Annotated in this window: 11 protein-coding genes and 1 pseudogene; 9 read left to right on the forward strand and 3 right to left on the reverse strand. The window is 69.2% G+C overall.

The genetic code is table 11. The features are described from left to right. The first annotated feature begins 4 nt into the window (after window positions 1-4). From JF597_RS21570 to JF597_RS21605, 8 genes and pseudogenes are all read left to right on the forward strand, one after another. The gene (locus JF597_RS21570; RefSeq protein WP_293997125.1) at window positions 5-1342 is read left to right on the forward strand and encodes a sugar ABC transporter substrate-binding protein; all 1338 of its coding nucleotides are present in this window, start codon (window positions 5-7) and stop codon (window positions 1340-1342) included. Between the two features lie 122 nt (window positions 1343-1464). Beyond that, on the forward strand, window positions 1465-2241 hold the full coding sequence (locus JF597_RS21575; RefSeq protein ID WP_293997128.1) for a rhamnogalacturonan acetylesterase: 777 nt from the start codon (window positions 1465-1467) through the stop codon (window positions 2239-2241). Window positions 2242-2254: 13 nt separating this feature from the next. Further along, on the forward strand, window positions 2255-3571 hold the full coding sequence (locus JF597_RS21580; RefSeq protein ID WP_293997130.1) for a polysaccharide lyase family 1 protein: 1317 nt from the start codon (window positions 2255-2257) through the stop codon (window positions 3569-3571). Window positions 3572-3673: 102 nt separating this feature from the next. Further along, entirely contained in the window at window positions 3674-4789 is a 1116-nt protein-coding gene (locus JF597_RS21585; protein ID WP_293997132.1) for a pectinesterase family protein, read from the forward strand. Window positions 4790-4835: 46 nt separating this feature from the next. Beyond that, on the forward strand, window positions 4836-5819 hold the full coding sequence (locus tag JF597_RS21590; protein ID WP_293997231.1) for a pectinesterase family protein: 984 nt from the start codon (window positions 4836-4838) through the stop codon (window positions 5817-5819). Between the two features lie 32 nt (window positions 5820-5851). Beyond that, complete coding sequence (locus tag JF597_RS21595) at window positions 5852-6964, forward strand: chondroitinase-B domain-containing protein (RefSeq protein ID WP_293997135.1); 1113 nt, start codon at window positions 5852-5854, stop codon at window positions 6962-6964. 119 nt (window positions 6965-7083) lie between these two features. Beyond that, window positions 7084-7881, forward strand: coding sequence for an HAD family acid phosphatase (locus tag JF597_RS21600; protein ID WP_293997138.1), 798 nt, complete (start codon window positions 7084-7086; stop codon window positions 7879-7881). Window positions 7882-8018: 137 nt separating this feature from the next. Continuing rightward, window positions 8019-8844 (forward strand): annotated as a pseudogene (locus JF597_RS21605) (pectate lyase). A gap of 109 nt (window positions 8845-8953) precedes the next feature. Here the strand turns inward: JF597_RS21605 and JF597_RS21610 are convergent. Together JF597_RS21610 and JF597_RS21615 are read right to left on the reverse strand one after the other, a co-directional pair. Continuing rightward, the gene (locus tag JF597_RS21610; protein ID WP_293997141.1) at window positions 8954-9805 is read right to left on the reverse strand and encodes a hypothetical protein; all 852 of its coding nucleotides are present in this window, start codon (window positions 9803-9805) and stop codon (window positions 8954-8956) included. Then, a complete protein-coding gene (locus tag JF597_RS21615) occupies window positions 9802-10374 on the reverse strand; it encodes a SigE family RNA polymerase sigma factor (protein WP_293997144.1) in 573 nt (190 codons plus the stop codon). The genes JF597_RS21610 and JF597_RS21615 overlap by 4 nt, the downstream gene beginning before the upstream one ends. 283 nt (window positions 10375-10657) lie before the next feature. Between JF597_RS21615 and JF597_RS21620 the strand changes: the two genes are divergently transcribed. Continuing rightward, the gene (locus tag JF597_RS21620) at window positions 10658-12109 is read left to right on the forward strand and encodes an NCS2 family permease (RefSeq protein ID WP_293997146.1); all 1452 of its coding nucleotides are present in this window, start codon (window positions 10658-10660) and stop codon (window positions 12107-12109) included. Window positions 12110-12235: 126 nt separating this feature from the next. On the opposite strand, the gene JF597_RS21625 is transcribed toward JF597_RS21620, so the two are convergent. Beyond that, window positions 12236-13693 (reverse strand): penicillin-binding transpeptidase domain-containing protein, encoded by a 1458-nt coding sequence (locus JF597_RS21625; protein WP_293997148.1) that lies wholly within the window; start codon window positions 13691-13693, stop codon window positions 12236-12238. Window positions 13694-13737: the final 44 nt, after the last annotated feature.

Consider the following 13737-nt stretch of genomic DNA (forward strand, 5'->3'; position numbering starts at 1 on the left):
ATCGATGAAGAGAAGCATTCGCAGAAGCAGGCGCGCGGCCGTCGCCGTCGCCCTGGGTTCCGTGCTCGCGCTGACCGCCACCGCCTGCGGCGACGACGGCAGCGGCAGCGCGGGCGACAAGGGCGGCGAGGGCTCCGGGAAGGGCACGATCACCTTCTGGGACAACAACGGCGGTGTCCGCACCGACGTCTGGAAGGAGATCATCGCCGACTTCGAGAAGCAGAACCCCGACATCAAGGTGAAGTACGTCGGCATTCCCGCCGCGAGTGCCCAGTCCAAGTACGACACTGCCATCCAGGGCGGCGGTCTGCCCGACGTCGGCGGTGTCGGTACCGCGATGCTCGCCGAGGTCGCGGTGCAGGGCGCGCTGGAGCCGCTGGACAGCCGGTTGGCGAAGAGCTCGCTCAAGGGCAAGCTGAACCAGAAGCTGCTGGACAACAGCCGGGCCGCGGGCGGCGGCGACCGGCTGTACCAGATCCCGACCTCGTCCAACAACGGTGTGCTGTGGTACCGGACCGACCTGTTCAAGAAGGCGGGCCTGGACGCGCCGACGACGTGGACGAAGTTCTACCAGGCCGCCGACAAGCTCACCGACAAGGGCAAGAACGAGTTCGGGTTCACGATCCGTGGCGGCGAGGGATCGATCGCGCCGGCGCTCGACGCCGCGTACAGCCAGAGCGGGATCACCTCGTTCTGGAACGGGGACAAGACCACGGTCAACGACCCGAAGAACGTGACCGCGCTGGAGAAGTACGTCGCGCTGTACAAGAAGGACACGCCGTCCGCTGACGTCAACAACGACTTCACCAAGATGGTCGCGCAGTGGGACAGCGGCACGATCGGGATGCTCAGCCACAACCTCGGGTCCTACCAGGACCATCTGAAGGCGCTGGGCGCGGACAAGTTCCGGGGGCTGCCGAACCCGACCCAGGACGACGGTACGCGGGTACAGATCTCCAACCCGGTCGACGGGCTGAGTGTCTTCAGGTCCAGCAAGAACAAGGCGGCTGCCTGGAAGTTCGTCGAGTTCGCCCTGTCGCACGAGGAGAACTCGAAGTTCAACGAGTCGGCGGGGCAGATTCCGGCGAACACCGAGGCGGCTTCCGACGCGTGGATCCAGCAGGCCGAGCCCACGAAGCTGGCAGCCGAGGCGCTGAACGGTGCCGGTACGAAGATCGTGCAGTTGCCTTACTACCTGCCGGACTGGAACACCATCTCCAAGGCCGACAACGAGCCGAACTTCCAGAAGGTGCTGCTCGGGAAGATGACGGCGAAGGAGTTTCTGGACACGCTGGCCGATCAGCTCGACAAGGCGCAGGCCGACTGGAAGAAGAACCACTGAGTTCGGGTCGTTGCGGTTGTTGGGGGCCGCGGGCTCGTTACGGCTGGTCGCGCAGTTCCTCCCCCAGCCTTCGGCCGGGGGGGACCCCCAGCGCCCCTAAAAGACATGAAAGGTGAACCTTCGTGTCCCTTACGCGCAGACAGGTGACTTCGGCGGCCCTTGCAGCCGTTCCCCTCGTGGGCAGGTCCCCCCGGGGAAAACCTCGCACCCTCTACATCGCCGGAGACTCCACCGCCGCCCAGAAATACGCCGACGCGGCGCCCGAGACCGGGTGGGGAATGGCGCTTCCCTTCTTTCTCCGGAAAGAGGTCGCCGTCTCCAACCAGGCCGTCAACGGCCGGAGTTCGAAGAGTTTTGTCGACGAGGGGCGGCTCGACGCCATCCTCGCGACCATCCGGCCGCACGACCTGCTCCTCGTCCAGTTCGCGCACAACGACGAGAAGAGCGACGACCCCACCCGGTACACCGAGCCCTGGACGACGTACCAGGACTACCTGCGGCTCCACATCGAGGGCGCCCGCGCGCACGGTGCCCGGCCGGTGCTCGCCACCCCCGTCGAGCGGCGGCGGTTCGACGCCGACGGCAACGCCGTACCGACCCACGGCGACTATCCGGCGGCGATGCGCGCGCTGGCCGCGCGGGAGCATGTGGCGCTGCTCGACATCGAGGCGCTGTCGCTGGCTCTGTGGCAGTCGCTGGGCGTAGAGGCGACCAAGGCGTACTTCAACTGGACCGACACCGAACAGGACAACACGCACTTCAACCCGCCGGGGGCCATCGCCGTGGCCCGGCTCGTGGCGCAGGAGCTGCTGCGCACCCGGGTGCTGGCCCGGCACGACGTCATCCGGCTGCACGAGGACATCCCCCCCTCCTGGATCACCTGGCCACCCGCAAGCTGAGGAGACCCGCACAGTGCGTACACAGGAATGTCATGGACGCGTCATTGGTGCGCTCGTGGGCTGCACGGCTCTCGTGCTGACCGTGACCGGAACCGCCCAGGCGGCCGCCCCGTACCGGGTCGCGCCCGACCGGCAGGCGCTGGCCGCGAACGACGGCTGGGCAGCGGCCACCACCGGGACCACCGGCGGTGCCGCCGCCGACGCCGCGCACGTCTACACCGTCACCACCTGGGATCAGTTCAAGGCCGCTCTCGCCGACGGCGGCAGCGCGCCGAAGATCATCAGAGTCAGGGGGACGATCGACGCGGACGGGCCGAGCTGCGACTCGTTCGCCGTGCCCGGCTACGACTTCGCCGCCTACCTCGCCAAGTACTCGCCGGAGGCCTGGGGGCGCTCCACCAACCTGGACAACGAGCCCGACGACAGCCCGGAGGGCCTGCGCCGTGCCTCCCAGGCGCAGCAGGACGCCTACATCAAGGCCTACGTCCCGGCCAACACCACCATCATCGGCATCGGTAAGGACGCCGGGTTCAAGGGCGCCAGCCTGCAGATCAAGTCCGTCGACAACGTCATCGTCCGCAACCTGAGCTTCGAGAGCCCCCTCGACTGCTTCCCGCAGTGGGACCCGACCGACACCGCCGACGGCAACTGGAACTCCGAGTACGACAGCGCGGTGATCTACGGCTCGACCCATGTGTGGATGGACCACGACACCTTCACCGACGGCGATCACCCCGACAGCTCGCTGCCCTACTACTTCGGGCGGATCTACGAGCAGCACGACGGTGAACTGGACATCGTCAAGGGCGCCGACTACGTCACCGCCTCCTGGAACGTCTTCGCGGACCACGACAAGACGATCCTCATCGGCAACAGCGACAGCGCGTCCACCGCCGCCGTCGACCGCGGGCACCTCAGAGTCACCTTCCACCACAACCTGTTCTCCAACCTGGTGGAGCGGGCGCCCCGGGTGCGGTTCGGGCAGGTCGACTCCTACAACAACCACTTCGTCGCCGAGGACGGCTACGGCTACAGCTACGGCATCGGGATGGAGTCGCAACTCGTCGCCGAGCACAACGCCTTCACCCTGGCGGACGGAGTCGGCGCCGGCTCGATCCTGAAGAAGTGGAAGGAGGCGCCGCTCACCGCCGACGACAACTACGTCAACGGTGTGCTGACGGACCTCATCGCCGTCCACAACACCGAGGTCCCCGGCGAGATCCTCCAGTCCGGTGCCGGCTGGACTCCGGCCCTGCGCACGAAGGTCGACCCGGCGCGGGCCGTGCCGCGCATCGTCGACTGCGGCGCGGGCGCCGGCCACCTGCGCTGACACACGCTCGACGCGGCCGGGGCGCGCACCGGAGTCCGCCCCGGCCCCACCCCCCACGGCAAGGAGCACCGCCACCCTTCTCTCTCCTCAAGGAGCACCCGCATGTCCTCGCCGCACCCTCCCCTGTCCAGAAGGGGTTTCCTCGCCGCGGGCGCCGGGGCCGCCACCGCGCTCGCGCTGACCACCGGCCAGGCGCACGCCGCCGCCCGCCCCTTCGGGCGGTACGGCTCCCCGGAGCGCCGCCGCAGTTCGCAGACCCTGTACGTCGACCCGCACGGCCGCGGCGACTTCACCACCGTCCAGGCCGCCGTCACCGCCGCCACCGGCAGCGGCTGGACCCTGGTCCTCGCCCCGGGCGTCTACCGGGAGACGGTCGCCCTCGACACCACCCGCACCGAGGCCACCTGGATCGGCGCCGCCGAGAACCCGCGTGCCGTCGTCATCGTCCACGACAACGCGGCCGGTACCCCGAGGCCCGGCGGCGGGACCTACGGCACCACCGGCTCCGCCACCACCACCGTGCAGGGCGACGGATTCACCGCCCACTGGATCACCTTCGCCAACGACTGGCTGCGCGCCGACCACCCCGACATCAGCGCCACCCAGGCCGTCGCCCTCAAGGTGCAGGGCGACCGCAGCGCCTTCCACCACTGCCGGTTCCTCGGCCACCAGGACACCCTGTACGCGGACTCGACGGCCCTCGGCGTCTTCGCCCGCCAGTACTTCGCGCACTGCTATGCCGAAGGTGACGTCGACTTCGTCTTCGGCCGGGCCACCGCGGTCTACGAGCAGTGTCACTTCCGCACCCTGAACCGGACCGATCTGACCGCGGCACCGTACGGGTTCGTGTTCGCGCCGTCGACGGCGGCCGCCAACCCGTACGGCTACCTCGTGAGCCGGAGCCGCGTCAGCAGCGGAGCCCCGGACGCCGCCTACAAGCTGGCCCGCCCCTGGGTGCCCAGCTCCGACACCACGGCCCGTCCCTCGCTCGTCGTCCGCGACTCGTACCTCGGTCCGGGCATCGACGCCGTCGCGCCCTACGCCACCATGTCGGACGCCTTCCCCTGGCAGAGCCAGCGCTTCGCCGAGTACCGGAACTCGGGGCCGGGTGCGGTGATCACCGCACCCGGGAACCGGCCTCAGCTCACCACCGAACAGGCCGCGTCCGCGACCCGGGAGACCTACCTCGGCGACTGGACCCCGTGGAAGGAGTGCTGACGTGCCCACCCGACGCGGCCTCCTCGCCGCCGGAGCGGCGCTGGCCATGGGCTCGGCCACGGCCTTCGGCCGCGACCGCCGTGTCCTGCACGTCCGCCCCGGTCACTCCGTCCAGGCGGCCGTGGACGCGGTGCCGGGCCCCGGCTGGACGATCGTCGTGCACCCGGGGACGTACCGCGAGGTCGTCGACGTGCCGGCGGACAAGACGCAGTTGACCCTGCGAGGGGCGACCGGCGACCCGCGTGCCGCCGTCATCGTTTACGACAACGCCAACGGGACGCAGAGGCCGGACGGTTCGGGGACCTACGGCACGGCCGGCTCGGCCACCTTCACCTCGGCGGCGCCCGGCCTCGTCGTCCGCGACCTCACCCTCGCCAACGACTGGCTGCGCGCCGACCACCCGGAGATCACCGGGACCCAGGCCGTCGCCGCGTACCTGACCGGGGACCGTACCCACTTCGAACACGTCCGGCTGCTGGCCCACCAGGACACCCTCTTCGCCGACACCACCGAACTCGGCTCCTTCGACCGGCAGTTCTTCCACCGCTGCCACATCGAGGGCGACGTCGACTTCGTCTTCGGACGGGCCACCGCGGTGTTCGAGCACTGCCACTTCCGCACCCTGCAACGGGACGTGGCCTTCACGCCCAAGGGCATGGTGTTCGCCCCCTCGACCGCCCGTGCCAACCCGCACGGGTTCCTCGCCGTCCGCTGCCGGTTCTCCTCCGGCGCGGAGGACGGGGCGTACAAGCTGGCGCGGCCCTGGGTGCCGACGTACGAGACCACCGCCTGGCCCTCGCTGGTCGTGCGGGACAGCCTCATCGGCCCCGGGATCGACCCCGTCGCGCCCTACACGAACATGCGGGACGCCTATCCCTGGCAGTCCATGCGGTTCCGCGAGTACCGCAACTCCGGGCCGGGTGCGGTGATCACCGTCCCCGGGAACCGGCCCCAGCTCACCGACGCCGAGGCCGCGTCGCACACCCCCGCCACCTACCTCGGCGACTGGAAACCCGTCCGCCCCCTCTGAACCACTCTGATCGACGAAAGGACCCGCACGTCATGCGTCGACTCAGCACCTTCACCGCACTCGCCGTGACCACGGCCTCGCTCGGACTCGCCGTACTCGCCACCCCGGCGCACGCGGCGACCGTCGTGGTCAGCAACTCCACCGACCTGACCAGCGCCATCAAGAACGCCACCGCCGGCGAGGTCATCCAGGTCCGTGGCGGCACCTACTACCCGACGGCCACCCTCCAGTCCACGGTCAACGGCACCTCGTCCGCGCCGGTCACGCTCACCGCCTACGGCTCGGAGACCGTCAAGATCGACGGGTCCTCGCTGCCCTCCGGCTCCTGGATCTTCAAGCTGACCGCGGACTACTGGAACGTCTCCGGCATCACCTTCCAGAACTCCCCGGACAGCGCGGTCGTCTGCCAGTCCTGCACCGGCACCAACTGGAACAACATCAAGACCATCAACGGCGGCGACTCCGGTTTCACGCTCACCGGCGACGGGACCGTGAACAACACGGTCAGGAACCTCGACTCGTACGGCAACTACGACGCCGCCACGCACGGCCAGAACGCCGACGGGGTCGCCATCAAGTTCGGCTCCGGCTCCGGCAACCTCGTCACCGGAGCCCGTCTGTACAACAACTCGGATGACGGGATCGACCTGTGGTCCTTCTCGTCGCCGGTCACCATCGAGCACACCTGGTCCTTCGGCAACGGCGTCAACCGGTGGGGCGACTCCGCCTTCGAGGGCAACGGCAACGGCTTCAAGCTGGGCGGCAACGGCGTCACCGTCGCGCACGTCGTCAACAACTCGGCAGCCTGGGGCAACTCCGGCAACGGGTTCACCGAGAACTCCAACACCGGCGCGATCGTCATCAACCGCACCACCGCCTACGCCAACGGCGGCTGGGGCTACTACTTCGCCACCAGCGCGGCCCGGCTCGGCAAGAACCTCGCGGTGAGCAACGGCAGCGGGCTGGTCAGCAAGGGCTCCTCGGTGGTGTCCGCCGGCAACAACTGGGACAGCGGCATCAGCACCCCGGCCTTCAAGTCGACGGACGCCTCGACGACGTACAACGCCCGCCAGTCGGACGGTTCGCTGCCGGCGACCACCTTCCTGACGACGGGGAGCACGACCATCGGGGCCACCATGAACTGAACCGAGACAACCGGAGGGACTTCTTCCGGGGCGCTTGACCCGCTTTTTGCCCGCCGATGAGATATCGATCGGGCAACGGGTCTCGCGCCCACCCCGGTGACGCGCGTAGAACTCCTGTCATGCATAAGTCACTTCGTCTCGCGGCGATCGCCTCGGCCTGTGCGCTCGCCGGCGGTGCCCTCTACGGCGCCGGCGCCGCCACGGCCGGCCAGTCGACCGCGAACTCCACCCACGAGCCGTACAACATCGGGCTCCTGGTGAAGGACATCGACACCTACTACGGCACCGCCGCCGACGCCAACGGCGTGTACCAGGCCTCGCCGACCAGCCCGTACGCCAAGGACCTGGCGCGCATCGACGCGGACGCCAAGCGCTACATCGACCGGGCCGCGCGCAAGGCGCACCGCCACGGCGAGAAGCCCGCGGTCGTCTTCGACATCGACGACACGCTGCTGCTCAGCCTGGACTACGAGAAGCGCTACAACTACACCTACAACTCGACCACGTGGGCGGACTACGTCAACAAGGCCGACCGGCCGGGCGTGTTCGGCAGCGCCGAGCTCGTCCGGTACGCGCAGAGCGAGGGCGTCGAGGTCTTCTACAACTCCGGTCTCAGCGAGGCGCAGCGCACCGCCGCCGTCGAGAACCTGAAGAAGATCGGCGCCGACGTCAACCTCGACGCCACCCACATGTTCCTCAAGGACAAGGCCAACCCGCCGTCCTACCTGAGCGCCTGCGCCACCCCGGGCACCTGGACCTGCACGACCGTGCAGTACAAGGCCGGCACTCGCGAGCACATCGAGAAGGACCTCGGGTACGAGATCGTCGCCAACTTCGGCGACCAGTACTCGGACCTGGACGGCGGCTACGCGAACCGCACGTACAAGCTGCCGAACCCGACGTACTTCGTGTCCTAGTCGAGAGGGACGGCAACCCTTTCCGGGCACTGCGGCGACTGGGAGGCAGAAACGGGCCGGGGCGGCCCCTCCGGCCCGTTTCGCTCCCTCGTCGAACACGTCCAGCACGTCCTGGACGTCAAGGAAAGCAACGGCCGGTGCGCCTCAGCACCGGACGCCACCGCAGGACGCGTACCCTCTCGATCGCCGGCGGTGGCCGTCGCCGCGGGGGCGGGCGGCGTCCACCTCGGCCTGTCGAACGGCGGTGCCCAGGCCGCCACCAGCACGGTCACCGTCTCCACCACCGCCCAACTGGAGTCGGCCGTCGCGAACGCCGCCGCCGGTACCGTCATCCAGGTGCGCGCGGGCACCTACCACCCGGCCCAGGGCTTCGTCGTCACCTCGTCCACGGGCGGAATCTTCAGGAACCTCGTCACCGCGGACAACGGCGACTCCGGGTTCACCCTGCGCGGCGACAACACCGTGAACAACCTCGTCCAGAACCTGGACAGTTACGGGAACTACGACAGGTCCGGGCACGGCCAGAACGCCGACGGCATCGCCATCAAGTTCGGCTCGGGCACCGGCAACAAGGTGACCGGCGCGCGTCTGTACGACAACTCGGACGACGGCACCGACGACGCGGCCTGGGACAACACGCTGAACGGGTTCGCCGAGAACTCCCACACGGGCGCGATCGTGCTGAACCGCAACACCGCCTATGTCAACGCCGAGGCCGGGTTCTTCTTCGAGACGGGCAAGGCCCGGCTGGCGCGGAACCTGGCGGTGGGCAACGGGGGGGCGGACAAGCCGGGGTCCCGGGCCGTGTCGGCGGCGAACAGCCGGGACGGCGGGGTGCGTACGCCGACTTTCAAGTCGACGTATGCGACGACCGCGTACGCGGCACGGCCGAAAGGTGGGGCGTTGCCGGCGACGGTGTTTCTGACCACCGGGTCCACGACCATCGGGTCCACCATGGACTGACGGGTGCGTCGCGGGGTGCGCGGCCGTCGTGGCTGGTCGAGCAGTTCCTCCCCCGGCCTTCGGCCGGGGGGACCCCAGCGCCCCTTGCGGGGCGCGTACATCCCGTCGGTCAGGAGTCGCCCTCACCGTTTGTGCGCGTCGCGAAGGTGCCGGTCACCGCGTACTGCTTCCCGGCCGCGGTGCCGGTGATCGTGTAGGTGTCGTTCTTTGCGTCGCGGTCGCCCTGCTGGTGGTTGTACTGGCCCGCGAACACCCACTCGCCGACCGCGACCTCGCTTCCCGGCTTGAGTGTCCACGTGTAGACCAGGAAGCCGTCCTGCTCGGTGACCGTCTGCGTGAAGTCGGTCTCCGGCAGGGAGCGCCATGCCCCGGTGTTGGACACCCCGCCTGTCTGGGCCACCTTCAACTGCACGGTGAGCGCGGTCAGCTGCCCGGAGGTCTTCAGGGTCACGTCGGACTGCGCCCAGAAGTCGTTGCTGTGCGGGTCCACCGAGCCGTCCGACCCGAGCGGGCCGTCCTCCTCGCCCTTCGTGACGGGTGCCGCGGGGGTGGCGGAGGCCTTCGGGGTCGACGAGGGCGTCGAACTCGCCTTGGGGGACGGGTGCGCCGGGGTCACGCCGGGAGCCGGCGGGGCGGCCGTGCGGGACGGCGGGCGGCCGGCCGCGTCCCGGGACGCGGAGGGCGTCGGCGAGACCGCGACCGTCTTCTCGGTGGGCGGGTCCTTCACGGCCGAGGCGACCGCGTAGCCGCCGACCCCGAGGACCGCGGCGACCGCGGCGGTGGCGCTGACCACCCGGACCCAGCCGAACAGGGGCGGAAGGGTGGCCCGGTGGTTCGGGCGGCCCTGTGCGGCCATGCCCCGCTCGACCCGGGCCAGGATGCGGGCGCGGTCGGGTTCGTGCGCCTCGGCCGCCTCGTGCAGCCGGGCGCGCAGCTCGTCGTGCACGTCCTGCTGCCTCATCGGTTCCTTCCTCCGCTCTCACCGGTCCGGGGCGCCATCGCCGCGTGCACCCTCTGCGGAACCCCCTGGGACTCGCCGAGCAGCCGCTGCAGCTCCGCCATGCCCTTCGACGTCTGGCTCTTAACGGTACCCACCGAGATCCCCAGGGCGAGCGCGGTGTCCTTCTCCGACAGGTCGAACGCGTGCCGGAGCACCACACATGCCCGCTTGCGGAACGGCAGGCGGGCGAGCGCGCCCTGGACGTCGACCGCTCCCGCGACGTCCGGGTTCTCGGTGGTCTCCTCGCGGTGCGACCAGAACAGGGCGATACGGCGCCGCTCGCGCACGGCGCCGCGGATGCGGGTGCGGGCCAGGTTGGCGACGACACCCCGGGCGTAGGCCACCGGATGGTCGGCGGCCCGCACCCGGTCCCAGCGGTGCCACAGTGCCAGCAGGGCGTCGGCGGCCAGGTCGTCGGCGGCGTCCGCCTCGCCGGTCAACAGGTGGGCGAGACGCGAGAGTTCGGCGTAGTGGCGTTCGAAGAAGGCATGGAACTCCACGGAGGCGGCGTCGTCGACGACTGTGCCCACGGGTGACCTCTTCTGTCAGGGATTCTGTGTCATGCAGGTGACATGCGGTGGTATGTGGATGTCCGGAGGAACGTTCCGGCGAGATCCGGAGCGTAGCAGTGATCATTTCGTGTGCGTCGTACGGGGGTTCGGTGCGCCTCGTGCGAGGTGTCGGACGCGGTGTGGTCCACCGAACCACACCGAGCCCGATTCCGTAACACGGGGAAAACCTGAAACCCGTGCGACGCGGGAACAATCCAGCCAGCATCCGCACACGCACGCTCAGGGGACGAGGAGTCCGACCATGCCCGAGACGCAGAAGGCGGCCCGGCCGCAAGGAGCCGCACCACCTGCCGGGAACGGCGTCGACCGGTTCTTCAGGATCTCCGAACGGGGATCCACCTTCGGCCGGGAGATACGCGGCGGCTTCGCCACGTTCTTCACCATGGCCTACATCCTTGTCCTGAACCCCATCATCCTCGGCAGCGCCAAGGACAAGTTCGGCCACACCCTCGACACCGGCCAACTCGTCACCGCCACCGCGCTGGTGGCCTGTGTGATGACGATCATCATGGGCGTCGGCGGCAACCTGCCGCTGGCGATCGCGGCCGGTCTCGGCCTCAACGCCGTCGTGGCCTTCCAGCTGGCCCCGCTGATGAGCTGGTCCGACGCGATGGGCCTGGTCGTCCTGGAAGGCCTGCTGATCTGCGTGCTCGTGCTGACCGGCCTGCGCGAGGCGATCATGAACGCCATCCCGCAGCAGCTGAAGCAGGCGATCGGCGTCGGCATCGGCCTGTTCATCGCGTTCATCGGCTTCGTCGACGCGGGCTTCGTCAGCCGGATCCCGGACGCCGCGGACACCACCGTGCCGGTGCAGCTGGGTGCCGTCGGCCGGCTCACCGGCTGGCCCGTACTGGTCTTCTGTCTTGGCGTGCTCCTGACCATCGCGCTGGTGGCGCGGAAGGTGAAGGGCGCGATCCTGATCAGCATCGTCACGATGACGGTGGTGGCGATCGTCATCAACTCCGTCGCGGACATCAAGAGCTGGGGCCTGACCACCCCGAAGATCCCCGACAAGATCGTGGGCACGCCCGACTTCGGGCTCATCGGTCACTTCAGCCTGTTCGGCGGCTTCGGCAAGGCCGGTGTCCTCACCGCCGTACTGCTTGTCTTCACCCTGATCCTGTCCGACTTCTTCGACGCCATGGGCACGATCGTCGGCATCAGCGCGGAGGCCGGGCTGCTCGACGAGCAGGGGCAGGTGCCGGGCATCGGGCGGGTGCTGTTCATCGACGGTGCGGCGGCGGTGGCCGGCGGCCTCGGCTCGGCCTCTTCCAACACCGCGTACATCGAGTCGGCGGCGGGGGTGGGGGAGGGGGCCCGCACCGGCTTCGCCAACATCGTCACCGGCGGCATGTTCGGTCTCGCCCTCTTCCTCACGCCACTGCTGACGATCGTCCCGCTCCAGGCGGCGGCGCCCGCGCTGATCGCCGTGGGCTTCCTGATGATGACCCACGTCAAGCACATCGACTGGGACCAGTACGAGATCGCGATCCCGGCGTTCCTGACCATCGCCGCGATGCCGTTCACCTACTCCATCACCGACGGCATCGGGGCGGGGTTCCTGGCGTACGTCGTGATCAAGGCGGTGCTGGGGAAGGCGAAGGAGGTCAACTGGCTGCTGTGGGCCGTGTCGGCGCTGTTCCTGGTGTACTTCGCGATCGATCCGGTGGAGCAGGTGCTGGGTGTGAAGTAGGGGGTGGGGCGCGAGGGTGCGTCGTCGGCCGCGGGTTCGTCGTGGCTGGTCGCGCAGTTCCGCCCCCAGCCTTCCGGCCGGGGGCGCCCCCAGCGCCCCTGCAGGGGGCGCTTCAGCTCGGGGCGTTCACTTCAGCGCCGCCTCCATCATCGCCTTGGCCACCGGTGCCGCCAGGCCGTTGCCGCTGACCTCCGACCGGGCCGCGTCCGACTGCTCGACCATCACCGCCACCGCCACCTCCTTGCCGGTGCTGTCCGACTTGCCGTACGACGTGAACCAGGCGTACGGCGTCTTGCTGTTGTTCTCGCCGTGCTGGGCCGTGCCCGTCTTGCCGCCCACGGTGACGCCGTCGATCCGCGCGTTGGTGCCCGTGCCCTGCTCGATGACCGTCTGCATCGCGGACTGGAGCTGCTCGGCCGTCGAGGAGCTGACGATCTCCTTGGTGCTGGTGTCGTCGTCGTAGTTCCTGAGCACGTCGCCGCCGCTGTCGGTGATCTGGGAGACCATATGAGGGGAGACCAGCTTGCCGCCGTTGGCTATGGCAGCCGACACCATGGCCATCTGGAGCGGGGTCGCCGTGACGTCGAACTGGCCGATGCCGGAGAGACCGGTCTGGGCCTTGTCCATGTCCTTGGGGTAGACGCTCGCCCAGGCGCGGACCGGCACGTCCAGCTTGTCGTCGTTGAAGCCGAACTTCTCGGCCATCGCCCGCACCTTGTCCTGGCCCAGGTCGACGGCCATCTTGCCGAAGACGTTGTTGCAGGAGTACTGGAGAGCCACCCGGATGGGGGCGTTCTCGCAGGGCGCGGACGTGCTCTCGTTCCGCAGCGGGGTCGTGGTGCCGGGCAGGGTGTACGGGTTGGGGCTGTCGGTCCTGGCGTCGACGTTCGCGTAGAGGCCGTCCTCCAGGGCCGCCGCCGCGACCACCAGCTTGAACGTCGAACCCGGCGGCAGCGGCTGGCGCAGCGCCCGGTTGGTGAGCGGCTTGTCGCTGTCGGCGTTCAGCTTCTTCCAGGCCGTGCCTGCGGTGTTGGCGTCGGTGAGCGAGGAGGGGTCGTACGACGGTGTCGACACGACCGCGAGGATCTTTCCGGTCTTCGGGTCGATCGCGACGGCGCCGCCCTTCTTGGCGCCGAGCGCCTGGTAGGCCGCCTTCTGGACGGCCGGGTCGATCGTCGTGATCACGTCGCCCGGTTCGGCGCGCTCGCCGGTGACCGTGTCCATGACCGTCTTGAGCCGGCTGTCGGTGCCGTTGAGCAGGTCCTGGTAGATGCCCTCCAGCTGGGTCGGGGCGTAGGCCTGCGAGGCGTAGCCCGTCACCGCCGCGTACAGCTTGCCGTTCGTGTACGTGCGTTTGTACTTGAGGTCGCTGTTGCTCAGGGTCTGCGCCGAGCCGGTGATCGCCTCACCGGACACGATGATGTTCCCGAGCGGCTGTGAGTACGTCTCGATGACGTTGCGCCGGTTGTTCGTGTCGTCCGCGAGGGCCTGACCGTCGTAGAACTGCACCCATGTCGCCCTGACCAGCAGAGTGACCACGAGCAGCAGTGCGAAGACGGACGCCCGCCTGATCGTCTTGTTCATCCCGCTCAGACAGACGATCGAAAGCGGGGTCCTCGTTCCCGTAC

Origin of the sequence: Streptomyces sp., from assembly GCF_019510245.1 — a bacterium.
GTDB lineage: Bacteria > Actinomycetota > Actinomycetes > Streptomycetales > Streptomycetaceae > Streptomyces.

Coding starts and splice junctions, on each gene's coding strand:
- JF597_RS21590 (WP_293997231.1), top strand. CDS start 4,836: ATGGGCTCGGCCACGGCCTTCGGCCGCGACCGCCGTGTCCTGCACGTC.
- JF597_RS21600 (WP_293997138.1), top strand. CDS start 7,084: ATGCATAAGTCACTTCGTCTCGCGGCGATCGCCTCGGCCTGTGCGCTC.
- JF597_RS21625 (WP_293997148.1), bottom strand. CDS start 13,693: ATGAACAAGACGATCAGGCGGGCGTCCGTCTTCGCACTGCTGCTCGTG.
- JF597_RS21595 (WP_293997135.1), top strand. CDS start 5,852: ATGCGTCGACTCAGCACCTTCACCGCACTCGCCGTGACCACGGCCTCG.
- JF597_RS21570 (WP_293997125.1), top strand. CDS start 5: ATGAAGAGAAGCATTCGCAGAAGCAGGCGCGCGGCCGTCGCCGTCGCC.
- JF597_RS21585 (WP_293997132.1), top strand. CDS start 3,674: ATGTCCTCGCCGCACCCTCCCCTGTCCAGAAGGGGTTTCCTCGCCGCG.
- JF597_RS21610 (WP_293997141.1), bottom strand. CDS start 9,805: ATGAGGCAGCAGGACGTGCACGACGAGCTGCGCGCCCGGCTGCACGAG.
- JF597_RS21620 (WP_293997146.1), top strand. CDS start 10,658: ATGCCCGAGACGCAGAAGGCGGCCCGGCCGCAAGGAGCCGCACCACCT.